The 23,210-nt window shown below is 70.6% G+C and carries 13 protein-coding genes and 5 pseudogenes; 10 read left to right on the top strand and 8 right to left on the bottom strand.

The annotated features are described in order from the left end of the window. Positions 1–23: 23 nt before the first annotated feature. Positions 24–494 (top strand): MarR family winged helix-turn-helix transcriptional regulator, encoded by a 471-nt coding sequence (locus AAG689_RS14835; protein ID WP_406622679.1) that lies wholly within the window; start codon positions 24–26, stop codon positions 492–494. Beyond that, a complete protein-coding gene (locus AAG689_RS14830; protein ID WP_406622678.1) occupies positions 491–1,705 on the top strand; it encodes a multidrug effflux MFS transporter in 1,215 nt (404 codons plus the stop codon). The genes AAG689_RS14835 and AAG689_RS14830 overlap by 4 nt, the downstream gene beginning before the upstream one ends. A gap of 58 nt (positions 1,706–1,763) precedes the next feature. Here the strand turns inward: AAG689_RS14830 and AAG689_RS14825 are convergent. Next, a pseudogene (locus AAG689_RS14825) lies at positions 1,764–3,203 on the bottom strand (phospholipase D family protein); the annotation flags it as partial. 246 nt (positions 3,204–3,449) lie between these two features. Between AAG689_RS14825 and AAG689_RS14820 the strand changes: the two are divergent. The 3 genes from AAG689_RS14820 (at position 3,450) to AAG689_RS14810 (ending at position 7,253) form a co-directional block, all read left to right on the top strand. Further along, entirely contained in the window at positions 3,450–4,565 is a 1,116-nt protein-coding gene (locus tag AAG689_RS14820; RefSeq protein ID WP_024000905.1) for a TRAP transporter substrate-binding protein, read from the top strand. 115 nt (positions 4,566–4,680) lie between these two features. After that, complete coding sequence (locus AAG689_RS14815; protein WP_406622677.1) at positions 4,681–5,298, top strand: TRAP transporter small permease subunit; 618 nt, start codon at positions 4,681–4,683, stop codon at positions 5,296–5,298. Next, positions 5,295–7,253: a TRAP transporter large permease subunit gene (locus tag AAG689_RS14810; protein ID WP_406622676.1), complete on the top strand. Its 1,959-nt coding sequence runs from the start codon at positions 5,295–5,297 to the stop codon at positions 7,251–7,253. Before AAG689_RS14815 ends, AAG689_RS14810 begins: the two co-directional genes overlap by 4 nt. Before the next feature lie 59 nt (positions 7,254–7,312). Here the strand turns inward: AAG689_RS14810 and AAG689_RS14805 are convergent. Then, positions 7,313–9,159: pseudogene (locus AAG689_RS14805) on the bottom strand (gamma-glutamyltransferase family protein). Positions 9,160–9,395: 236 nt separating this feature from the next. Here AAG689_RS14805 and AAG689_RS14800 point away from each other — a divergent pair. After that, positions 9,396–14,219, top strand: coding sequence for a PAS domain S-box protein (locus AAG689_RS14800; protein WP_406622675.1), 4,824 nt, complete (start codon positions 9,396–9,398; stop codon positions 14,217–14,219). A gap of 9 nt (positions 14,220–14,228) precedes the next feature. After that, positions 14,229–15,362, top strand: a complete 1,134-nt coding sequence (locus tag AAG689_RS14795; protein WP_406622674.1) for a two-component system response regulator — start codon at positions 14,229–14,231, stop codon at positions 15,360–15,362. 73 nt (positions 15,363–15,435) lie between these two features. Here the strand turns inward: AAG689_RS14795 and AAG689_RS14790 are convergent, their stop codons facing one another. The 4 genes and pseudogenes from AAG689_RS14790 to AAG689_RS14775 form a co-directional block, all read right to left on the bottom strand. Next, a complete protein-coding gene (locus AAG689_RS14790; protein ID WP_406622673.1) occupies positions 15,436–16,350 on the bottom strand; it encodes an inositol monophosphatase family protein in 915 nt (304 codons plus the stop codon). A 90-nt stretch (positions 16,351–16,440) separates the two neighbouring features. Then, a pseudogene (locus AAG689_RS14785) lies at positions 16,441–17,243 on the bottom strand (ABC transporter permease). After that, entirely contained in the window at positions 17,240–18,076 is an 837-nt protein-coding gene (locus AAG689_RS14780) for an ABC transporter permease (protein WP_406622672.1), read from the bottom strand. The pseudogene AAG689_RS14785 and the gene AAG689_RS14780 overlap by 4 nt, the downstream one beginning before the upstream one ends. Positions 18,077–18,082: 6 nt before the next feature. After that, positions 18,083–18,939: pseudogene (locus tag AAG689_RS14775) on the bottom strand (ATP-binding cassette domain-containing protein). A gap of 90 nt (positions 18,940–19,029) precedes the next feature. Between AAG689_RS14775 and AAG689_RS14770 the strand changes: the two are divergent. From AAG689_RS14770 to AAG689_RS14760, 3 genes and pseudogenes are all read left to right on the top strand, one after another. Continuing rightward, positions 19,030–19,799: pseudogene (locus AAG689_RS14770) on the top strand (RNA methyltransferase). Between the two features lie 31 nt (positions 19,800–19,830). Further along, complete coding sequence (gene cysE / locus AAG689_RS14765; protein WP_406622671.1) at positions 19,831–20,607, top strand: serine O-acetyltransferase; 777 nt, start codon at positions 19,831–19,833, stop codon at positions 20,605–20,607. Positions 20,608–20,614: 7 nt separating this feature from the next. Continuing rightward, on the top strand, positions 20,615–21,274 hold the full coding sequence (locus tag AAG689_RS14760) for a nitroreductase (protein ID WP_406622670.1): 660 nt from the start codon (positions 20,615–20,617) through the stop codon (positions 21,272–21,274). A gap of 60 nt (positions 21,275–21,334) precedes the next feature. Here AAG689_RS14760 and AAG689_RS14755 read toward each other — a convergent pair whose 3' ends face one another. Further along, the gene (locus AAG689_RS14755; RefSeq protein WP_406622669.1) at positions 21,335–22,153 is read right to left on the bottom strand and encodes an alpha/beta hydrolase; all 819 of its coding nucleotides are present in this window, start codon (positions 22,151–22,153) and stop codon (positions 21,335–21,337) included. A 13-nt stretch (positions 22,154–22,166) separates the two neighbouring features. Beyond that, the gene (locus AAG689_RS14750) at positions 22,167–23,003 is read right to left on the bottom strand and encodes a proteasome-type protease (RefSeq protein ID WP_020230412.1); all 837 of its coding nucleotides are present in this window, start codon (positions 23,001–23,003) and stop codon (positions 22,167–22,169) included. Positions 23,004–23,210 lie beyond the last annotated feature (207 nt).

The following is a 23,210-nucleotide window of genomic DNA, read 5'->3' as shown; positions in this document are numbered from 1 at the left end:
ATTGCATTGCAAATACATCCTTCGTGCCTTTTTCCGCCGCTCCGCGTGCCGCCCAGGTGCGGCACGACTTCATGTTCACCCTGGGCCAGCTCAACCGCCAATGGCGCAAGCTGGTCGACCGCCGCCTGCGCCCGCACGGCCTGACAGAAGCCACCTGGCTGCCCCTGATGCGCCTGGCGCGCGTGGCCGAGCCCATGCGCCAGAAAGACCTGGCGGCCGCCCTGGGGCTGGATGGCTCCTCCGTCGTACGCCTGCTCGACGGCCTGGAGGCCGGCGGCCTCATCACGCGCGCCGGGCATGCCGACCGGCGTGCCAAGGCCATCGAACTCACGCCCCAGGGGCATGCCGTCGTGCAGGAGCTGCACGACTTGCTGCACGACAGCCGCGCGGCGCTGTTCGACAGCGTGCCGCAGGCCGAGCTGGATGCCGCCTTCTCGGTGCTGGAGCGGCTGGCGCAGCGGCTGGCCGTACTCGATGCGGAGGACGGCGCATGAGCCCCGCTCCCTTGCCCCGGCGCAGCACCCCGCTGTGGCTGCTGGCGCTGATCACCCTGAGCGGCACGCTGGCCATGCACATGTTCGTACCCGCGCTGCCGGATGCGGCGCGCTCGCTGGGCGTGGGCAGCGCGGCGGTGCAGGCGACCATCGGCGTCTACATCCTGGGGCTGGCGGTGGGCCAGCTCGTCTATGGCCCGCTGTCGGACGCGCTGGGGCGCCGCCCGCTGCTGCTGGCGGGCCTCAGCCTGTATGCGCTCGGCGGCGTGGCGGCCATGCTGGCACCCACCGTGCACACGCTGGTGGCCGCGCGGGCGGTGCAGGCGCTGGGCGGCTGCGCCGGCCTGGCGCTGGGGCGGGCCATGGTGCGCGACACCACGGAGCCCGGCGACGCGGTGCGCGCGCTGGCGCTGCTCAACATGATGATGATGGTGGGCCCCGGCATGGCGCCGCTGATCGGCTCGGGCCTGGTGGCGCTGGGAGGCTGGCGCGCGGTGTTCGCGGCGCTGGCCCTGCTGGGCGTGGCCACGCTGCTGCTCACCTGGCGCAGGGTGCCCGAGACCGGCACGCCCACCGGCCGCGTGAGCGCGCGCGGCCTGGCGCGGGACTACGCGGCGCTGCTGCGTTCGCCGGCCTTCATGGCCTTCGCCGTGGGCGGCGGCTGCGCCACCACGGCGGTGTACGCGTTCATCTCCGCCGCGCCGTTCATCATCATCGAGCAGCTGCACGCGTCGGTGCACACCGTGGGCATCGCGCTGGGCGTGGTGATGGTCGGCCTGGCCATGGGCAACGTGCTCACGCGCTGGCTGGCGCCGAGGGTGCGGCTGGAACGGCTGCTGCTGGGCGGCAATGCGCTGAGCCTGGCCAGCGCGCTCGCCTTCCTGGCGCTGGAACTGGCGGGCCACCTGACGCTGGAGGCCACCGTGGGGCTGATGGTGGTGTTCGTGCTGGGCGCGGGCCTCGCCAGCCCGGCCGCGATGTCCAAGGTGCTCATGGTGGACGCGCGCCACGTGGGCGCGGCCGCCGGGCTGTATGGCTTCACGCAGATGGCGCTGGGCGCGCTGTTCACCATGCTGGTGGGCTGGGGCTCCAACCCGGCCGTGTCGGCGGCCTGCGTGCTGTTCGGCGCGGCGCTGGCGGCCCAGTGCTGCCTGCGGTTCGGCGTGCGGCATGAACGCCGTGCGCGCCGCGCGGCGGCGGCAGTGCGCTAGCGGTATCTTTTTAATAGCTGCCCGCGCTTGATGGGCAGGCGCTAGAGCCGATTTTTGCTTACAGCAGCCATTCGATGGGTAGCCACATCAGCAGCCGCACGAAGGCCCGGCTCCACCAGGTGGTGTGGGGCTCGGCGGCATATACCGGCGGCGGCTCGCCCAGGCCGCAGTGCCAGCGCAGCGCGCCGTCCTGCAGCGCCACGCGGTAGGACTGCTGCGGCACCTCGGTGTCGAAGGCCTGGGCCACCTGCTGCGCGAGCGCCGGGCTGTCGATGAGAAAGCCCAGCTCGGTGTTGAGGTGGGCCGAGCGCGGGTCGAAGTTGAACGAGCCGACGAACACGCGCGTGCCGTCCACCGCGAAGGTCTTGGCGTGCAGGCTGGAGCCCGAGCTGCCCAGGCGCTGGCCCAGCCGGCCCGCGCGGCCTGTGTGCCCCGGCACCAGGCGGCGCATCTCGTAGAGCGTGACGCCGCTGGCCAGCAGGGCCCTGCGGTACCTGGCGTAGCCTGCATGCACGGCGGGCACGTCGGTGGCCTCGAAGGCATTGGTGAGCACGCGCACGCGCACGCCGCTTTCCTGCAGGGTGGCGAAGGCGGCAGCACCGCCCGCCGTGGGCACGAAGTAGGGCGACACCAGGTCCACGCTGCGCTGCGGCGCGCCCAGCGCCGCTTCGAGCTGCGGCAGCAGCAGCCGCTCGCGCGGCGCGGTGCCCAGGCCCTTTGCGGGGTCGTCGCTGAACATGCGCACCGGGGCCCATTCCAGCGGCAGGCTGCCTTGCAGCAGGCGCTGCACGAAGTCGCTGCGCGCGATGGCCTGGGCGTAGCCGCGCGCGCCGTCCGAAGCCATCAGCGCCTGTGCGCGCTGCGCCAGCGCCGCCATGGCGGCGGGTTCCACCGGCGCCAGGATGCCGCGCGCCGGGCGCACGCAGGCGCTGGCCCAGTAGCGCTCGAAGTCGGCGGACAGGTCCTGCACCACGGGCCCGACGGCCAGCACGTCCAGGTCGGCGAACAGCACGCCGGCCGTGGCGCCGAAATACTCGTCGCCCACGTTGCGCCCGCCCACGATGGCGGCCTGCCCGTCGGCCGTGAACGACTTGTTGTGCATGCGCCGGTTGGCGCGCAGCGGGTTCGCCAGGTAGCCCAGGGGCTTGGGCCGGCGCAGCGCGAAGGGGTTGAACAGGCGCACCTCGATGCGCGGGTGGCTGTCCAGCGCGGCCAGCGTGGCGTCCAGGCCCGCGGTGCCCACGTCGTCCAGCAGCAGGCGCACGCGCACGCCGCGCCCGGCGGCGGCCAGCAATTCGCCCAGCAGCAGCGTGCCGGTGGTGTCGCCGCGCCAGATGTAGTACTGCACGTCCAGCGTGCGCTCGGCCGCGCGCGCCAGCAGCGCGCGGGCGGCGAAGGCGTCGTGCGGATGGTCCAGCGGGTGGATGCCGCTGCGCCCCGGGTGGGCCGCCGCGCCGGGCGCCAGCGCGCGGCCCAGGCGGGTGGAGCCCGTGTCCGCAATCGCATGCGCAGGGGGCGGGAGGCGCGGCTTCGCCTGCGTGGCATGGGGTCATGGCAGTCCTGATGTGCTATCGAATGAATAGCTGCTTGCGCAGATGATGCAAGCGCTGCAGGCCATTTTGGCTTGAAGCGCAGCGGCCCTCGAGGGCAAAGGCCTCGCGTAAACCCTCTTTTGCATGCATTTGTTACGCGCCAATGATGCAGCCCTGGATTGTCCAGGCATCCCAACCAAGGAGAGAAGTAGATGACAGAGCAGACCCAGACGACAGGCCGCCGTAACCTACTCAAGGGAGCAGCGGTTGCCGCCGGTGCGATGTCCGTGCCGATGATCAGCACGGCCCAGACCACGGTGTTCCGCTTCCAAAGCACCTGGCCGGCCAAGGACATCTTCCACGAATTCGCGCAGGATCTCGCCAAGAAGATCAACGATATGGCGGGCAACCGCCTGAAGGTCGAAGTGCTGCCCGCAGGCGCCGTGGTGCCCGCTTTTCAGCTGCTCGACGCGGTGGCCAAGGGCACGCTGGACGGCGGCCACGGCGTGGTGGCCTACTGGTACGGCAAGAACCAGGCGGTGGCGCTATGGGGCTCGGGCCCGGCCTTCGGCATGGACGCCAACATGGTGCTGGCCTGGCACAACTACGGCGGCGGCAAGGAGCTGCTGGAAGAGATCTACAAGAGTCTGAACCTGGACGTGGTCTCCAAGCTCTACGGCCCCATGCCCACGCAGCCGCTGGGCTGGTTCAAGAAGCCGGTGGCCAAGGTCGAGGACCTGAAGGGCCTGAAGTTCCGCACCGTGGGCCTGGCGGTGGACGTGTTCACCGAGATGGGTCTAGCCGTGAACCCGCTGCCCGGCGGCGAGATCGTGCCCGCGCTGGACCGTGGCCTGCTGGATGCGGCCGAATTCAACAACGCCTCCAGCGACCGCGTGCTGGGCTTCCCCGACGTGGCCAAGAACTGCATGCTGCAGAGCTTCCACCAATCCAGCGAGCAGTTCGAGGTGCTGTTCAACAAGACCAAGTACGACGCGCTGCCGGCCGAGCTCAAGTCCATCATCGACTACGCCACGCAGGCGGCCAGCGCCGACATGAGCTGGAAGGCCGCCGATCGCTACGCCACGGACTACGCCGAGATGCAGTCCAAGCAGGGCGTGAAGTTCTACAAGACGCCCGACGCCATCCTGCGCGCGCAGCTTGCGGCCTGGGACAAGGTGACCACCAAGAAGGCCGGCGAGAACCCGATGTTCAAGAAGGTGATGGACTCGATGCGCGCGTTCGCCCAGCGCAGCGGACGCTGGAAGAACGACACCGACATCGACTTCAAGATGGCCTGGAACCACTACTTCGCGCAAAAGCGCGGCTAAGGAGCCATCCCCGGAAGAGGGCCTTGCGAGAGGCCCTCTTTCGCATGCGCCGCAAGGCGGGGGCCGGGCCCCCGCTGTTTCTTCCCACCCCTTCGGGCCCCCCTAGTCCATTGCCATGCAAAAGCTGCTGCTTGGAGTCGACGCCGTGTCGACCTTCATTGGAAAGACCGCCGCCTGGGCCGCCGTCGCCCTGACGGCCTTGATCTGCTGGGAGGTCTTCTCCCGCTATGCGCTGAACAACCCCCATGCCTGGGTGCTGGACGCGCAGATCATGCTCTACGGCACCATGTTCATGATGGCCGGCGCCTACACGCTGTCCAAGAACGGCCATGTGCGCGGCGACGTGCTCTACGGCTTCTTCAGCCCGCGCGTGCAGGCCGGGCTGGACCTGGCGCTCTACATCGTCTTCTTCCTGCCGGGCGTGCTGGCGATGACCTGGGCCGGCTGGACCTATGCGAACGAGTCGCTCGCCATCCGCGAGCAGACCTTCTCGGCCACGCCGATACCGCTGTACCCCTTCAAGTTCGTGATCCCCGCGGCCGGCGCCACGCTGCTGCTGCAGGGGTTGGCCGAGATCGCGCGCTGCGTGATCTGCCTGCGCCAGGGCAAGTGGCCCCGGCGCGCCGATGACGTGGAAGAGGTGGACGTCGAGAAACTCAAGGAGATGGTGCACGTGACGGACAGCGACCTGCAGGTTCCCGTGGCGCACGGTGCGGGAGGTGCCAAGCCATGAAGATGCGTAAGGAACTGTGGTTCGGCTTTTCCATCATGGCGATGGTCGTGGCCAGCGTGATCTGGCTGCTGCTCTCGGTGGACACCATCACGCACGGTCACCTGGGCCTGCTGATGCTGTCGCTCGTGGTGGTGGCCATCATGCTGGGCTTTCCCACGGCGTTCACGCTGATGGGCATGGGCATGATCTTCACGTGGCTGGCCTACGACCGGGACACCACGCGCACGCTCGACCTGATGGTGCAGGCGGCCTACAAGAGCATGGCCAACGACGTGCTCATCGCCATTCCCCTCTTCGTCTTCATGGGCTACCTCGTGGAGCGCGCCAACCTCATCGAGAAGCTCTTCAAGAGCATGCACTTGGCGATGGCGCGCATCCCCGGCTCGCTGGCGGTGGCCACGCTGGCCACCTGCACCATCTTCGCCACGGCCACCGGCATCGTGGGCGCGGTGGTCACGCTCATGGGGCTGCTGGCCCTGCCGGCCATGCTGCGCGCGGGCTACAGCACGCCCATGGCGGCGGGCGCCATCACCGCCGGCGGCTGCCTGGGCATCCTGCTGCCGCCTTCGGTGCTGCTGATCCTCTACGGCGCCACGGCGGGCGTGTCGGTGGTGCAGCTCTATGCAGGCGCCTTCTTCCCCGGCCTGATGCTGGCGGGGCTGTACTTCGGCTACGTGATCCTCATGGCCAAGCTCAAGCCGGCCTGGGCGCCGCCGCTGTCGATGGCCGAGCGCCAGGTGGCCCTGCCGCCGCAGACGCTCGCATTGCCGGCCCAGGGCGGGCAGTACGCGCCCTGGCGCCTGCTCGACGCGCTCAAGGGCAAGCGCAATGCCAGCGTGTCCCTCGCCTACGTGCTGCGCCAGCTCGCTCTCGTGGTGCTGCCGGGGCTGCTGTTCGTGCTGCTGGCCACCAGCACCTGGAACGCCGTGACCACGGTGCCGCCCGAGGAGCACTACGACATCCAGCCCATCGGTTTCTCCGACGGCGGCTCGTCCTCGTCCGGCACGGGCCTGCAGGAACCGCCCACGGAAGGCGGCCTGCAGGAACCGCCGCTGCAGGAGCTGGGCGGCCTGCAGGAGCCCCCCGGCGCGGAAACCGCCCTGGCCGAGCCGCCCGGCGCCGAGCCCGCAGGCACGGTGGCGCCGCCGCCCGCAGCGGCGGACGCGCAGCCCTCCGGCGCCGCACCGGCCGCCACGACGCAGCCCGCGCCTACGTGGTGGTGGATCGGCTTCGCGCTGCTGGGCGCGGCGACGGCGGGCTTCTACCTGTTCCTGAGCTTCGCGCGGCTGGAAATCTTCAAGATGCTGCTGGGCTCGTTCTTCCCGCTGCTGGTGCTGATCCTGGCGGTGCTGGGCTCCATCGTCTTCGGCCTGGCCACGCCCACCGAGGCAGCGGCCATGGGCGCCTTCGGCGGCTTCGTGCTCGCGGCCGCCTACAAGCGGCTGACCTTCAACGTGGTCAGCGAATCGGTCTACCTCACGGCCAAGACCTCGGCCATGGTGTGCTGGCTGTTCGTGGGCTCGGCCATCTTCTCGGCCGCGTTCGCACTGCTGGGCGGGCAGGAGCTGATCGAGAAGTGGGTGCTGTCCATGAACCTGACCAAGGTGGAGTTCATGGTGCTGTCGCAGGTGGTGATCTTCCTGCTGGGCTGGCCGCTGGAGTGGACGGAGATCATCGTGATCTTCATGCCCATCTTCATCCCGCTGCTCAACCACTTCGGGGTGGACCCGCTGTTCTTCGGCCTGCTGGTGGCGCTGAACCTGCAGACGGCCTTCCTGTCGCCGCCCGTGGCCATGTCGGCCTTCTACCTGAAGGGCGTGGCGCCGCCGCACGTCACGCTGAACCAGATCTTCCTGGGGATGATCCCCTTCATGGGAATCCAGATCCTGGCCATCGTGCTGCTCTACCTGTGGCCCGGCATCGGCATGTGGCTGCCCGAGCTGCTCTACAAGTAGGCATCGAAAAGGCTTCCGGCGCTTGTCCATCAAGCGCCGGCAGCTCTTTTTCAGGAGCGTCAGTCGCCCATCACCACGCCTTCGCGGCGGGGGTCCGCGCCGCCCAGCCACATGGGCTTGCCGTGCACGTCGGCACGCGTGATGGCCTGCAGGCCGCTGGGCATCTCCATCTCGCGCACCTCGGTGCCGCGCGCACGCAGACTCTCGATGGTGGTGGAGGTGAAGCGCTTGTCCTCCAGCAGCGTGGGGCCGCCCACGGTGCCGAAGTTGGGCAGGTTGATCGCCTGCTGTGGTGTCAGTCCCCAGTGGAAGACGCCGTACAGCGTCTTGGCCGTGTAGTGGATGATGAGCGCCCCGCCCGGGCTGCCGCCGCTCATGAGCAGCTGGCCCGTGGCCTTGTCGAACACCAGCGTGGGCGACATCGAAGAGCGCGGCCGCTTGCCGGGCTCCACGCGGTTGGCGATGGGGCGGCCGCTGGCGTCGCGCGGCGCGAAGCTGAAATCGGTGAGCTGGTTGTTCAGCAGGAAGCCCTTGACCATCTGGCGCGCGCCGAACTGGTCCTCGATGGTGGTGGTCATCGCCACCGCGTTGCCCCGCCCGTCCACCACGCTGATGTGGCTGGTGCCGTACTCCGGCTGCTGCGGCATGGGCGCATAGGCGGTGCGCACGCCGCCGGGCGTGCCTGGCTGGGCCGCGGGCATGCCCTGGGGACCGATGAGCTTGGCGCGCTCGGCCAGGTAGGCCGGCTCCAGCAGGCTCATCCAGCTGCCGGCGGGGGGCCGACGAAGTCGGGGTCGGCCACGTACTGCGCGCGGTCGGCGAAGGCCAGGCGCGAGGCCTCGCCGTAGAGGTACAGCCAGTCGGCCGTGGGCAGCGGGCCCAGCGGGTCCTCAGGCCCCTGCGGGCCGTCCTGCAGCGCCATGGCCGTGGCATCGGTGTTGCGCAGAATGCCCAGGATCTGCGCGATGGCGATCGCCCCCGAGCCGGGCGGCGGGAAGCCGCACAGGCGCAGGCCCTGCGCGCCGATCTGGTAGTCCGTGCACAGCGCCTCGCGCTCGCGCGGCTGGTAGCGCGCCAGGTCGTCCAGCGAGAGCACGCCAGGGTTGGTGGGGTGGGCGCTCACCTTGTCCACGATGGCCTGCGCCACGTCGCCCTCCAGCAGGGCCTTGGAGCCGTTGCCTGCGATGGCGCGCAGCACGCCGGCCAGTTCGGGGTTCTTCAGCGTGTGGCCCACGGGCCAGGGCGCACCCGCGGCGTCGTAGAAATAGGCGCGCGCCGCCGGGTCGCCGGCCAGGTGCTTTTCGTTGGACAGCAGCGCATGCAGCCGGGCGCTGACCTTGAAGCCGTGTTCCGCCAGATGGATGGCCGGCTCGAACAGCGTGGCCCAGGCCAGCTTGCCATGCGCCTTGTGCGCCTGCTCCAGCATGCGCACGGCGCCGGGCACGCCCACGGCGCGGCCGCCCACCACCGCGTCGCGGAACGGCATGGGCTGGCCCGCGGTGTCGAGGAAGAGGCGTTCCGTGGCGGCGGCGGGAGCGGTCTCACGCCCATCGTAGGCCTGCACCTTGGGGCCCGCCGCGTGCAGCAGGAAGGCGCCTCCGCCGATGCCGCTGGACTGCGGCTCCACCAGCGCCAGCACCATTTGCACGGCGATGGCCGCATCCAGTGCCGAGCCGCCGGCGCGCAGCACCTGGTAGCCCGCATCGGTGGCCAGCGGGTTGGCGGCGGCCACGGCGAAGCGCTCGCTGGCCCAGCCGGGTTTCTCGCTGTAGCCCGATGCGCCCTCCGGCTGGTCGGGCACGCGGTAGTCCAGGCGCTGCGGGCTGGAGCAGGCTGCGAGCAGCAGTGCCGACAGGCCGGCGGCAAGGGTGGTGGCAAGGCGTGCGTGGCGGGGGCTGCGCGGCATGGTCGTCTCCTTCCGGGGGCTGCGAAGACCATAGGCGCAAACCGAACTCGGCCGTGTCGGACTTCGTCCCGTATGCGCAGCGGGGTTGCCCTGCTGGCGGACGACACGAAAAAAGACAAGAATGGTTACGTTTTGACATACTGCGCTATCGCCGCTGCGAGGCGGCAATGGCCATGGGAGATTTCCTTTGACGCGCATGACCGCTACGCTGCAGCCCCTTCGCCGGAGCACGGCCCATGGCTGAGCAGCGCGCCGAAGGGCCGGGCGCCCTGGAGGACACGCTGCGCGAAGGCCGCGCGCGCTGGCTGCCGGGCGTGTTGCTGGTGCTGGCCGTGGCGGCCCTGGGGGCTTGGCTGGCGGTGGAGGCCCTGGGGCTCTCGCGCGCCGCGCAGCGCGAGCACGAAAGCGCCTTGCTGCTGCAGCGCACGGCCGACGCGCTCGTGGCCGAAAGCACCAACGGGCCGCTGCTGGGCGCGGTCACCCTGCTGGGACTGAGCGAGCCCACGCTCAAGGCCGTCGCGCAGGGCACGCTGCCGCGCGATGCGCCGCAGGTGCTGGCGCGCCTGGGCGTGATACGCGGGCGTTTCCTGGTGAGCGGCGTGTACGTGCTCAACCGCGAGGGCACGATCGTGGCGCACGAGACGGTGGGCCCCAGTTCCACGGGCACGAAAATCGGCGGCTCGCCCATCTTCCAGCGCTCCATGCAGGGCAGCGTGGCGGTGTACCCGGCGCAGGGCATCAACTCGCACGAGCGGGGGCTGTACTACGCGGCGCCCCTGTATGCCGGCAACTCGCTGGCCACCGCCATCGTCGGCGTGGTGATGATCAAGGTGGCGTTCGGGCGCGTCGAGGAGCTGCTGCAGCGCGTGGGGCGGCCGGTGCTGCTGGTCTCGCCGCAGGGGGTGGTGTTCTCATCCTCGCGGCCGGAGTGGCTCTTCACCCTGGTGCCGCCGCTCACGCAGGAGCGCATCGACACCGTGCGCGCGATGGGCCAGTTCGGCCGGCAGTTCGACAACGGCAGGGCGTCCGCGCTGCCGTTCCGCACCGATGCGCGCGAGGCCGTGGTCGACAACGTGCGCTACGCCGTGGACCGCCGCAGTTTCGACTGGCAGGACCCCGCCGGGCTGTGGGAGCTGGTGATGCTGGAGGACCTGAGCGGCCTCATGCCGCTGGCGCTGCGCATGCAGGCGGGCGCCGGCGCGTTCCTGGTGCTGGCGCTGGTCGGCGCGATGGGGCTGGACCTGGTGCGCAACCGCCGGCGCATGGCGCAGGCGCAGCAGCGCTTCGCCGTGCTCGGGGCGGCGCTGGAGAACAGCCCCTCGGCCGTGGTCATCACCGACGCGCAGGGCCGCATTGCCTGGGTCAACCCCCAGTACGAGCGCACCACGGGCTACGCGCTGCACGAGGTGGTCGGCCAGAAGCCCTCGGTGATCGCCAGCGGCCAGACGCCGGCCGAGACCTACCGCGAGATGTGGTGCCAGCTCATGGCCGGGCGCCCCTGGCGCGGCCGCTTCGTGAACCGGCGCCGTGACGGCACGCTGTTCCACGACGAGGTCACGCTCTCGCCGGTGTTCGACAAGCAGGGGCGGCGCATCGCCATCGTCGGGCTGCAGGAGGACGTGAGCGAGCGCATCCATGCCGCGCAGGAGCTGGAGCGCCGCGAGCGCCGGCTGAGCGAGCTGCTGGAGCAGCAGCGCGCGATCTTCGACAACGCGCCGCCCATCATGCTGGCCTGCGACGGGCATTTCCGGCAGTTCAACCGCGCGTTCTCCGAGCTCATGGGCGATACGGGCGATGCGCTGGAGGGCGCGCACGTGCGCGTGCTGTTCGGCGGCGATGCGGGCTACGCCGAGTTCCTGGCGAGCTACGCGCCCACGCTCGCGGCCTGCGGCTCGGTGCGCCTGCAGGCCACGCTGTGCCGCCAGGACGGCACGACCTTCATGGCGCGCATGTCGGGGCGCGGCCTGCGGATCGAAGGGCACCAGAAGGCGTCGCTGTGGGTGATCGAGGACGTGACCGAGGCGCAGCGCGCCGAGGCCGCGATGCGCGAGGCCAACGAGCGCCTGGAACTGGCCCAGGAGGCGGGCAACGTCGGCGTGTTCGACGTGGACCTGGCCGCGCAGCGCGTGGTGTGGTCCCCGCACCTCACGCGCATGCACGGCATGCCCGAGCGCGCGGCGGGCCGGCGGCTCGGCTACAGCCGCCACTCGTGGATGGGCGTGCTGCACCCGGACGACCGCGCGCGCGTGCAGCTCGCGCTGGACGCCGCCGTGGCCGACCTGCAGCGCGAGCGCTTCCAGGACTCCTGGCGCATCGTGCGCCCGGACGGCGAGGCGCGCTGGATGCTGTGCTCGGCGCGCCTGCTGCGCGACGCGCACGGCCGCGTCACGCGCGTGATCGGCGTGAACGTGGACATCCACGAACAGAAGCTCCTGGAGGAGCGCGTGGCCGAGCAGCTCACGTTCCAGCAGGCGCTGCTCGACACCGTGCCCGTGCCCGTGTTCTACAAGGATGCGGAAGGCCGCTACCTGGGCTTCAACCGCGCGTTCGAGGAGACGGCCGCGCACAGCCGCGACCAGCTCATCGGCAAGACCGTGCTCGACCTGGACGACGTGCCCCTGGCGCTGCGCCAGGCCCAGAGCGCCGAGGACGCGAGCGTGATCCGCGACGGCGTCACCGTGCACAAGGAGATGCAGCGCCTGCTGCGCGACGGCGAGCTGCACGACACGGCCCACTGGCTGCGCGGCTTCCGCCGGCCCGACGGCACGCCCGGCGGACTCATCGGCGCGTTCATCGACATCACCGAGAGCAAGCGCGCACAGCAGGCGCTGCGCGAGGCCAAGGAGGAGGCCGATGCCGCCAGCCGCGCCAAGAGCGAGTTCCTGGCCAACATGAGCCACGAGATCCGCACGCCGCTCAACGCCATCATCGGCATGTCGCACCTGGCGCTCAAATCGGGGCTGGACGAGCGCCAGAGCGGCTACGTGGTGCGCATCCAGCAGGCGGGCCAGCACCTGCTGGGCGTGATCAACGACATCCTGGACTTCTCCAAGATCGAGGCCGGCAAGCTCGCGCTCGACCTGCGCCCCTTCACGCTCGACCGCATGCTCGAGGGCGTGGCCGACGTCGTCGCTTTCAAGGCCGGGGCCAAGGGGCTGGAGCTGGTGCTGGACGTGGCGCCCGACGTGCCGCCCCTGCTCGTGGGCGATGCGCTGCGGCTGGGGCAGATCCTCATCAACTTCGCCAACAACGCGGTCAAGTTCACCGAGCGCGGCGAGATCCACATCCTGGTGCGCCTGGAGCAGGACGAGGGCGCACGCGTACTGCTGCGCTTCGAGGTGCGCGACACCGGCATCGGCATGACCGGCGACCAGATGCAGCGGCTCTTCCAGAGCTTCCAGCAGGCCGACAGCTCCACCACGCGGCGCTACGGCGGCACAGGGCTGGGCCTGGCCATCTGCAAGCGGCTGGCCGAACTCATGGGCGGCGAGGTGGGCGTGCGCAGCGAATGGGGGCGCGGTTCGGCGTTCTGGGCCATCGTGCCGCTGCGGCGCGGCGAGACGGGCGTGCGCTCCTTGCCCGTGGCCGGGCTGCGCGAGCGGCGCGTCCTGGTGGTGGACGACAACCTCACCGCCGCCCAGGTGCTGGTGGACATGCTGCAGGCCATGGGCCTGGAGGCCGCGCAGTCCCACGGCGGAGAAGAGGCGCTGCAGGCCCTGCGCGCGGCGGCGCAGGCGCAGCGGCCCTACGGCCTGCTGCTGGTGGACTGGCAGATGCCGGGCATGGACGGCATCGAGCTGGCGCGCCGCATCCGCGGCCTGGGCCTGCCGCACGTGCCGCAGATGCTGATGGTGACCGCCTATGGCCGCGAGGAGGTCATGCACGCGGCGCGCAGCGAAGGCATCGAGGTCGTGCTCATCAAGCCGGTGAGCGCCTCCGTGCTCCACGACACGCTGATGCAGCCTTCGGCGCACGGCTGGCGGCCCAGCCCGCGCAGCGCGCAGGAAGGGCTGCAGCCGCCCGAGCCGCCGCCCGGGCTGCGCGGCGCCTACGTGCTGCTGGTGGAGGACAACGAGCTCAACCAGCTCGTCGCCATGGAGCTGCTGCGCGAGGCCGGCGTGCGCGTGGACGTGGCCTCCAACGGCCAGGAGGCCCTGGAACACGCTGCTCGCGCCAGCTACGACGCCGTGCTCATGGACATGCAGATGCCGCTGATGGACGGCGAGACCACCACGCGCCTGATGCGCGCCGACCCGCGCCACGCGCGCCTGCCCATCATCGCCATGACCGCGCACGCCATGGAGGCCGACCGCCAGCGCTGCTTCGACGCGGGCATGAACGACCACGTGGCCAAGCCCATCGACCCTGCAGTGCTCTGGGCCACCCTGCTGCGCTGGGTACCGCAGCGCGCGGCGCAGGCGCAGGCGCCCGCCCCGGCAGCGGACGAGGAAGGGCCGGAGCTGCCGCATGGCGTGCCCGGGCTGGACACCGCGCTGGGCCTGCAGCGCGCGCTGGGCCGGCGCGCGCTCTATGCCGACATGCTGCGGCGCTTCGTGGACGGGCAGCGAACCACCGTGCAGACGCTGGCCCAGGCCGCGGCCGCGGCCGACTGGACGCTGGCCGAACGCACGGCGCACACGCTGCGCTCGGTGGCGGCCAACATCGGGGCGCAGGCGCTGTCGCAGCAGGCCCAGGCGCTGGAGCAGGCCCTGCGCGAGCGGGCGGACGCGGCGGCGCTGCAGCCGCTGCAGCAGGCGCTGGCCGGCGCACTCGCGCCGCTGCTGCAGGCGTTGGAGGACTGGGCGCGGGGCGCCGCGCAGCGGCCCGGCGCCGAAGGCCCCGCGCGGGCAAGCCCCGCCGTGGTGCGCGGCCTGCGCGGCCTGCTGCTTGCCGACGACCCGGCCGCCGTGGACTACCTGCGCCAGCACGAGGAGGCGTTCACGCACCTGCTCGGCGCGCATTTCGAGGCGCTGCACCGCAGCGTGCGCAGCTTCGCGTTCGAACAGGCCCTGGAATTGCTTGACACCGCCACGGCGTCGCCAGCGCCCGAGACTTCCTGAGGACCCCCCATGGACCACCAGCCCCTGCTGAACGACCCCGCGGCCCGCCTCGTCGAGAAGCCGATCGCCACCGTGCTCGTGGTGGACGACACGCCCGACAACCTCACGCTCATGGCCAGCCTGCTGCAGGGCCACTACCGCGTGAAGGTGGCCAACGGCGGCGAGAAGGCGCTGCGCATCGTGCGCTCCGACGCGCCGCCCGACCTGGTGCTGCTGGACATCATGATGCCGGACATCGACGGCTACGAGGTCTGCCGCCAGATCAAGGCGCAGGAGGGCACGCGCCATATCCCGGTGATCTTCCTCACCGCGCGCTCGGACACCGACGACGAGCGCGAGGGTCTGGCCCTGGGCGCGGTGGACTACATCACCAAGCCCATCAGCCCGCCCATCCTGCTCGCGCGCGTGGCCACGCACCTGGCGCTCAAGGCCACGGCCGACTTCCTGCGCGACAAGAGCGTCTACCTGGAGCGCGAGGTGGCGCTGCGCACGCTGGAGGTGCAGGCCATCCAGGACGTGACCATCATGGCCATGACCTCGCTCGCCGAGACGCGCGACAACGAGACGGGCAACCACATCCGCCGCACGCAGCTCTACGTGCGCACGCTGGCCGAGCGGCTGCGCCACCACCCGCGCTTCGAGGCCGTGCTGAACGACCGCATGATCGAGCTGCTCTACAAGTCCGCGCCGCTGCACGACATCGGCAAGATCGGCATTCCCGACAGCATCCTGCTCAAGCCCGGCAAGCTCACGGTGGACGAGTTCGAGGTCATGAAGACCCACACCACGCTCGGCCGCAGGGCCATCGAGGACGCCGAGCGGCGCCTGGGCATGCGCGTGGCCTTCCTCAGCGTGTCCAAGGAGATCGCCTACAGCCACCAGGAGAAGTGGGACGGTTCGGGCTATCCGGAGGGCCTGCGGGGCGACGACATCCCCGTGTCGGCCCGCCTCATGGCCGTGGCCGACGTGTACGACGCGCTCATCAGCAAGCGCGTGTACAAGCCCGCGTTCTCGCACGAGCAGGCCTGCGCCACCATCGTCAAGGGGCGCGCCACGCACTTCGACCCGGACATGGTGGACGCCTTCGTCGAACTGGCGGAGGACTTCCGCGCCATCGCCCAGCGCTATCCGGACCCGGACTGAAGTTTTATGTGAAAAGTGCCTCCAGCGCTTGCTGGGAAAGCGCTGGCAGCTATCAATGCAGTAGCAAAGGAGCTTATTCGCCGCCGTCGCCGTCCGCCGCGCCCGCGTCGTCCGCAGGCGCCTCGGGCTGTGCATCGCCTTCTTCGGTGGCCTGGCGCACGGCCGCCTTGTCGCCCGCGCTGGCGAACTTGCTGTACTTGCCCAGCAGGCCCACGAGCTGCCCGTAGATGCGCGGCGAGCCGGCCAGGCACTCGCGCTGCTCCAGGTAGTCGGCCTCGCCCGTGAAGTTGCCCACCAGGCCGCCGGCCTCGGTCACCAGCAGGCCGCCCGCGGCCACGTCCCAGATCGACAGGCCCGTCTCGAAGAAGCCGTCCGTGAAGCCCGCGGCCACGTAGGCCAGGTCCAGCGCCGCGGCGCCGGGGCGGCGCAGGCCGGCGGTGCGCTGCATCACGTCGCCCATCATCGCCATGTACTGCTTGAAGTTGTCGCCCGGGCGGAACGGGAAGCCCGTGGAGACCAGGCACTCGCCCAGGCGCGTGCGCTTGGACACCCGGATGCGCCGTTCGTTGAGGAAGGCACCGCGCCCGCGCGTGGCGGTGAACAGGTCGTTGCGCGTGGGGTCGTAGACCACAGCGTGCTCCACCTTGCCCTTGACGGCCAGCGCGATGCTCACGCAGTAGACGGGAAAGCCGTGAATGAAGTTGGTCGTGCCGTCCAGCGGGTCGATGATCCAGACGTAGTCGGAATGCTTGGCGCCGCGCTCGGAGCCCGATTCCTCGGCCAGGATGCCGTGGCCGGGGTAGGCGGTGAGCAGCGTCTCGATGATGGCCTGCTCGCTCGCGTGGTCCACTTCGGTCACGAAGTCGTTGATCTGCTTTTGCGAAATGCGCACCGCCTCCACGTCGAGGGCCGCGCGGTTGATGATGGCGCCGGCGGCGCGTGCGGCCTTGATGGCCACGTTGAGCATGGGGTGCAGATTGGACGACATAAATTGTGAGGAAGGAGCGGGGGAGGGCTGCCCGGCGATGCGGGCGCGCAAAGGCGGCATTTTAGCCTCGGACGGTATTTCCGTGCTGCGTCAGCTGCCGGTCGAGGCGTAATGGCGCACCCCGAGGCGCCACGCGCCGAAGGCCGCCGCGAGGAAGGCGAAGCCCGCCAGCGGCGACACCCAGCCCACCCACGCGGGCGCCCCCAGCGGGTCGGCCCGGCCCAGGATCGCCAGCACCGGGTAGTAGGCGACGCAGGCCAGCGGCACCGCGAAGGTCAGCAGGTGCCGGAACCAGCGCGCGTACAGGGCCAGCGGGTACTGCGCGGCCTCCACGCCGCCGTAGGTCAGCACGTTGGCGACCTCCAGGCTCTCCACGGTCCAGAACGACAGCGTGCCCTGCAGCACCAGGATGCCCAGGAACAAGGCCACGCCGCCCGCGAGCGCGAACAGCGCCAGGGCGACCGACGCCGGCGTCCACGCGATGCCCGCCTGCGCCGTGGCGAAGGCCACCACCATCAGCCCCTGCGCCAGGCGCCCGAGGCGGCTGATGCGCACGTCGTGCCCCATCAACTGCAGCGCCAGGGGCGCGGGCGCAGCAGCAGCCGGTCGAACGCGCCGGTGCGCAGGAACTCCGTGCCCAGCACGTCGAAGCCGCGTCCCAGGGCGTCGGCGATGGCGAACATGCAGTTGACGAGCCCATAGAACAGCGCCACCTCGCCGAGGCGCCAGCCCTGCATGTCGCCGAAGCGTTGGAAAAGCGCCCAGACGGCGACCACTTCGATGCCCGTGGCGAGGAACTGGCCCAGCGTGAGCATCAGCGCCGAGGCCGGATAGCGCGCCTGGCCGCTGAGCGAGGCCGTGGCGAGGCGGGCGAACAGGGCGAGCGCGTTCATCCGCCCTGCACCTCGAGGCGGCGCAGGGTGCGCCGCATGGCCGCCCGCCCGAGCGCCACCAGCAGCAGCGTCCACCCGCACTGCAGCCCCAGCCCTGCCAGCGCCTGCGCACCGGCGAGCTGCCCGAAATAGATGCGCGCCGGAATGTCCATCACGCCCGCCAGCGGCTGCAGCAGCAGCGCCGTCTGCCAGGCGTCGGGCAGCAGCGCCAGCGGCAGCAGGTTGCCCGAGAGCACGATGACGGCCGGCACCGCCAGCGCGTTGATGCCGCGCTCGTTGAGCGCCGCTGCCGCCGCGATGTTGAGCAGCATCACGAGCGAGGCCGACAGCAGCAGCGCGAGCAGCGCCGACGCGGCGAATCCCAGGCACGCCGCCACGCCGGCCGGCGGCTGCCAGGCCCAGTCGTGCAGCCCCAGGAGCGGCAACGCCAGCCCCGCGAAGGCCGCCATCAGCGCCACGCGCGGCAGCACGCGCGCGGCGATCCATCCGGCCGAGCGCACGAACCACAGCGCGTAGGCATCCACCGGCCGCAGCCGGTCGTACGCCACCGCGCCGGTGCGCACGGCCTGCGCCACCTCGGGGTCGCCGGTCCACGGCAGCAGCGCCAGCAGGCCCTGCGCGAGCCAGGTGTAGGTGATGGCCTGGGCGAGCGACATCGGCGCATCCGCCGCTGCCGCGCCGGCGTAGAACGCGGCCAGCACCATCACCTTGATGCCGCCCCACCAGCACTGCGTGGCGAAGCCCGCATACGCCGCCGTGCGGTACTGCAGCATCTGCAGGAAGCGCGACGCGAAGGCGGCGCGGTAGGGGCGTAGCAGCTCGCGGGGCGCCATGGCGGGTCAGGTCTCAGTGGCGCCGTGCATGGCGTAGAAGCGGGCGATGACCGCCTCGATGGTCATGCCTTCGTCCTCCGCGTCCTCGGGCAGGCCATCATGAAGCCGGCGCGCGGCCACGACCTGGGCGCGCAGCGCATCGACCGCGCAGTCGGCCAGCACGCGGCCGTGGCCGATCACGATCACGCGCTTGGCCAGCGCCTCGATGTCGTGCATGTCGTGCGTGGTCAGCAGCACGGTGGTGCCGCGCTCGCGGTTGGCGCGCAGCACGAAGTCGCGCACCGCGAGCTTGAGGGCGCGTCCAGGCCGATGGTCGGCTCGTCGAGGAACAGGATCTCGGGCTCGTGCAGCAGCGCCGCCGCGATCTCGGCGCGCATGCGCTGGCCCAGCGAGAGCTGGCGCACCGGCTGGCCGAGCAGGCGCTCCAGGTGCAGCAGCGCCACCAGTTCGTCGCGCGTGCGGGCGAAGCGCGCGGGGTCGACGCGGTAGATGTCGCGCAGCAGCGCGAAGCCGTCGCCCACCGGCAGATCCCACCAGAGCTGCGTGCGCTGGCCGAACACCACGCCGATGCGCGCCACGTGCCGCTCGCGGTCGGCGAACGGGTCGCGCCCGTCGATCTCCACGCGCCCGCTGTCGGGCCGCAGGATGCCCGCGAGGATCTTGATGGTGGTCGATTTGCCCGCGCCGTTCGGGCCGATGAAGCCCAGCAGCTCGCCGCGCTGCAGCTCGAACGACACGCCGGCCAGCGCATCGACCGTGCGGTAGCGCGGCCGCACCAGCGCCCGCAGCGCGCCGAGCACGCCGGGATCGCGCTCGTGGATGCGGTAGGTCTTGCGCAGCTGGTGGACGGAGATCTGGGGCATGGCGGCGGAAAAATGGGGGGCGAATGCTACACGAGAAGTCCGCCGCCCTGCGGCGACAATCGCCGATTCGCCTGCTTCGCGCCGCCCGCCATGAAAACCCGCTTCATCCTGATCCACACCAGCCATGCCGGCAACGTGGGCGCCGCCGCGCGCGCCATGAAGACCATGGGCTTCGACGACCTCGTGCTGGTCGCGCCGCGCTGGCCCAATGTGCTGCGCAAGGAGGAAACCATCCAGCGCGCGAGCGGCGCGCTGGACGTGCTGGAGAACGCGCGCATCGTCGAAACGCTGGACGAGGCCCTCAATGGCATGAGCCATCTGTGCGCCACCGCGATGACGCCGCGCGACTTCGGCCCGCCCACGCGCACGCCGCGCCAGCATTTCGATCTGCTACGGAAAAAGAGCTGCTCGCGCCTGATGGAGAAGCGCTGGAGGCCGATTCGGCTCAGGAAACCGGCGTGGCCTTCCTGTTCGGCTCCGAGCGCTTCGGCATGGCCAACGAAGACGTGTACCGCTGTAACGTGGCGCTCTCCATCCCCACCAATCCGCGCTTCGGCTCGCTCAACCTGGGCGCAGCCATCCAGGTCATCGCGTACGAGTGGCGCCAGGCACTGGGCGGCTTTCCCGCGCCGGATTCCGCGCCGCAGGGCGAGCGCGCCGACGCCGCGCAGGTGGCAGGCATGCTCGCGCACTGGGAGCAGGCGCTGACGGACATCGGCTTTCTCGACCCCGCCGCGCCCAAGAAGCTCATGCCGCGCTTGAACCAACTTTTCAACCGCGCGCAACCGACCCAGGAGGAAATCCACATCCTGCGCGGTGTCGCAAAAGCCATGACGCAGGCCGCAAGCCCCAAACGATAGACTGGCGCCCCTCGATACGAATAACCACCCGATGCTTGCCCGCCTGCGTTCCGACATCCAGTGCATCCTCGACCGCGACCCTGCCGCGCGCAGCACGTGGGAGGTGGTCACCTGTTATCCGGGCCTGCACGCGATCTGGCTGCACCGGCCGGCGCACTGGTGCTGGACGCACGGCCTCCAGTGGCCGGGGCGCTTCATCTCGCACTTCGCGCGCTGGTTCACGGGCATCGAGATCCACCCCGGCGCGAAGATCGGCGAGCGCGTGTTCTTCGACCACGCCATGGGCGTGGTGGTGGGCGAGACGGCCGAGATCGGCGACGGCTGCACCATCTACCAGGGCGTGACGCTGGGCGGCACCTCGCTCTACAAGGGCACCAAGCGCCACCCCACGCTGGGCAAGGGCGTGGTGGTGAGCGCCGGCGCCAAGGTGCTGGGTGGCTTCGAGGTGGGAGACGGCGCGAAGATCGGCAGCAACGCCGTGGTCATCAAGCCCGTGCCCGCGGGCGCCACGGCCGTGGGCATCCCGGCGCGCATCATCCCGTCGAAGGAAGGGCAGAGCGCCGACGTGACCGAATCCGCCCGGTTCAGCGCCTACGGCGTGGAGCAGCAGCAGCAGGACGACCCCGTCACCCAGGCCATGCGCGGCCTGATCGGCACCGCTGCCACGCAGGAGCACCAGATCGCGCTGCTGTGGCAGGCCATCGAGAAGCTCTCTGCGGTCCAGAAAGCCGCCGACTGCGTGCCATGCGACGCGGCGACGAAAGAACGCTTCGAGGCCGACAAGCTCAACGACATCATTGGAAAGTAAGCCCCCCATGAACGTTTCAGACGCCTTGCGCCAGCGCCGCTCCGTGCGCGCCTTCCTGCCCGATGCGCCTCCCGCGCCGCTCCTGCAGACCCTGCTGCAGGAGGCGGCCCAGGCTGCCTCGGGCGGCAACCTGCAGCCCTGGCGCGTGGTGGCGCTCACGGGCGAGCCGCTGCGCGCCGTGCTGGATGCGGTGGCCGCCGCCGTGCCTGAAGACGGGGCGAACAACGTCTCCTACCCGCCCGACCTGTGGGAGCCCTACCGCACGCGGCGATTCGCCAATGGCGAGGACCTGTACCGCACCCTGGGCATCCCGCGCGAGGACAAGGCCGCGCGCCTGCGCCAGCTGGCGAAGAACGCCGAGTTCTTCGGCGCGCCCGTGGGCGTGTTCGTCTGCGCGGACGAGCGCATGGGCCTGCCGCAGTGGGCCGATCTGGGCATCTACCTGCAGTCGCTGATGCTGCTGGCCGTGGAGCACGGCCTGGCCACCTGCCCGCAGGGCTTCTGGCGCCGCTACGAGGGCACGCTGCGCGAGGCGCTGCGGCTGCCCGCGCCCTACCGCGTGGCCTTCGGCGTGGCGCTGGGCTACGAGGACACGGCCGCGCCCATCAACGCCCTGCGTGCGGGCCGCGCCCCCTTCGAGGAATGGGGCGAGATGCGCGGATTCTGATTGCTACCGAAAAGTGAGCTTCTGGCGCTTTCTGGATAAGCGCTGGGGGCCGAAAAGACTTCAGGTCTTTCGCTCCAGCGACTGCAGGTTCAGCAGCGTGGCTTCGATGGCCGCGGCCGTCGCCAGCGGCTGCTCCATGGGAAAGAGGTGGCTGCCGTCGAGCATCATCACGCGCCCCTGGGTGATGCGCTGCGTCATGTCCATGCCTACCTGGCGCATCTCCACCGAATCGCGCCCGCCGATGAAGGCGGCCGGGCAGCGCAGCGGGTGCGCGCGCAGCAGGGCGGCGAGGTTGTGCGGCAGGGTGTTGTAGATCTGCGTTTCCACCGCGCGGTCGAAGGCCAGCACGCGCTTGCCCTCGTGGTCGCGAAGGCCGTGGGTCACGTAGTCGTGCAGCACGCGCGGGTCCCAGCGCGCGAAGGCCTTCTTGCGGCGGAAGTGATCCAGTGCTTCCTGCGTGCTGTCCCAGGTGTTGCGCCGCGCGCGGCTCACGCGGCCTGGCGACACGGAGCCGACCACCTGCGTCTGCTTGGCCACGCCCAGCGCGCTGGCGCGCCAGCCGCCGATGAGGGGCGAGTCGATCAGCACCACGCCGCGCGCCAGCTCCGGGTGGCGCGCGGCGGCCATCACGCTGAGGAAGCCGCCGAGCGAATGGCCGACCAGGAAGGCCTGCCGTCCCGTGCGCTGCTGCTCGCGCGCGGCGAAATCCGCCAGGTGCTGCACCAGGTGCGGCCAGTTGTTGGTGACGGGGTACTTCTCGTCGTGCCCGTAGCGCTCCACGGCGCTGACCTCGAAGCCCCGCTCGCGCAGGTGCTTGAACAGCACGCGGTAGGTGCTCGCCGGAAAGCTGTTGGCGTGGGAGAAGACGATGGCGGCCATGGCGCGGGCCCCTTCAGATGAGCTTGTCGCGCGGGTTGGTGATTTTCTTGAGCGGCCGGCTGCGCGCGGGCTCCACGCGGATCGGCACGTCGGTGGTGCCACCGTTCCAGGCCGGGTCCTCGATGCTGTCGAAGACCTGGCGCAGCTTCTCGCCCCAGCGGCTGTGCAGCATGCGGAAGTAGGGGTTGTTCTCGTCGATGCAGACGATGCGGTCGGTCGCCAGGCGCCCTTCCTCGTACACCACCAGGTCCAGCGGCAGGCCCACGGACAGGTTGGACTTGAGCGTGCTGTCCATCGACACCAGCGCGCACTTGGCAGCTTCGTTCAGCGGCGTGTCGGGGGTGAGCACGCGGTCCAGCACGGGCTTGCCGTACTTGGACTCGCCCACCTGGAAGTAGGGCGTCTCGGCCGTGGATTCGATGAAGTTGCCGGCCGAGTAGACCTGGAACAGGCGCATGCCCTCGCCCTTGATCTGGCCGCCCAGCAGCAGCGAGACGTTGAAATCCACGCCCGCGCGCTGCAGCGCCGCGCCATCGCGTTCGTACACGCGGCGCACGGCGGCGCCGGCCAGGCGGGCCACGTCGAACATGCTGGTGGCGCTCCAGATGGTCAGCGGCGCGTCGCCCTTGCCGTCGCCCGCGTCGTGGAGCTGCTGCACCTGCAGGATCTCGCGCACCGACTGCGAGATGCTCAGGTTGCCCGCCGACAGCAGCACCATGAAGCGGTCGCCCGCCTTCTCGTAGACCATCATCTTGCGGAAGGAGCTGATCTGGTCCAGGCCGGCGTTGGTGCGGGAGTCGGAGAGGAAGACCAGTCCGGCGTTGAGCTTGATGGCGACGCAGTACGTCATGGGTGGGGCTGAAAGACGAAAACGCGCAAGTGTAGAGCGTGTTGTGCACTATGACGTACCCGCGTTGCCCTGCAGGCCCGGCGATCGCTAGGCGCGCCGCGCAGTCAATGCCGGTGGCCTTGGCAAGCGGCGTAACGACGCGAGCGCCGGGCCTGCAGGGCAACCCGGAGGGACAGCCGGGGAAAGGCCCGGCAACCAGGCGCAGGG

Origin of the sequence: Acidovorax sp. SDU_ACID1 (assembly GCF_045291395.1) — a bacterium.
Taxonomy (GTDB): Bacteria; Pseudomonadota; Gammaproteobacteria; order Burkholderiales; family Burkholderiaceae_C; genus MR-S7.
Note: the sequence above shows the minus strand (reverse complement) of the source record. Positions and strands in the feature narration are given on the sequence as shown.

What these genes read in the sequence shown, in the direction of transcription:
- AAG689_RS14830 (WP_406622678.1), top strand. Translation starts at nt 491, where the DNA reads ATGAGCCCCGCTCCCTTGCCCCGGCGCAGCACCCCGCTGTGGCTGCTG.
- AAG689_RS14820 (WP_024000905.1), top strand. Translation starts at nt 3,450, where the DNA reads ATGACAGAGCAGACCCAGACGACAGGCCGCCGTAACCTACTCAAGGGA.
- AAG689_RS14815 (WP_406622677.1), top strand. Translation starts at nt 4,681, where the DNA reads ATGCAAAAGCTGCTGCTTGGAGTCGACGCCGTGTCGACCTTCATTGGA.
- AAG689_RS14810 (WP_406622676.1), top strand. Translation starts at nt 5,295, where the DNA reads ATGAAGATGCGTAAGGAACTGTGGTTCGGCTTTTCCATCATGGCGATG.
- AAG689_RS14800 (WP_406622675.1), top strand. Translation starts at nt 9,396, where the DNA reads ATGGCTGAGCAGCGCGCCGAAGGGCCGGGCGCCCTGGAGGACACGCTG.
- AAG689_RS14795 (WP_406622674.1), top strand. Translation starts at nt 14,229, where the DNA reads ATGGACCACCAGCCCCTGCTGAACGACCCCGCGGCCCGCCTCGTCGAG.
- AAG689_RS14790 (WP_406622673.1), bottom strand. Translation starts at nt 16,350, where the DNA reads ATGTCGTCCAATCTGCACCCCATGCTCAACGTGGCCATCAAGGCCGCA.
- AAG689_RS14780 (WP_406622672.1), bottom strand. Translation starts at nt 18,076, where the DNA reads ATGGCGCCCCGCGAGCTGCTACGCCCCTACCGCGCCGCCTTCGCGTCG.
- cysE (WP_406622671.1), top strand. Translation starts at nt 19,831, where the DNA reads ATGCTTGCCCGCCTGCGTTCCGACATCCAGTGCATCCTCGACCGCGAC.
- AAG689_RS14760 (WP_406622670.1), top strand. Translation starts at nt 20,615, where the DNA reads ATGAACGTTTCAGACGCCTTGCGCCAGCGCCGCTCCGTGCGCGCCTTC.
- AAG689_RS14755 (WP_406622669.1), bottom strand. Translation starts at nt 22,153, where the DNA reads ATGGCCGCCATCGTCTTCTCCCACGCCAACAGCTTTCCGGCGAGCACC.
- AAG689_RS14750 (WP_020230412.1), bottom strand. Translation starts at nt 23,003, where the DNA reads ATGACGTACTGCGTCGCCATCAAGCTCAACGCCGGACTGGTCTTCCTC.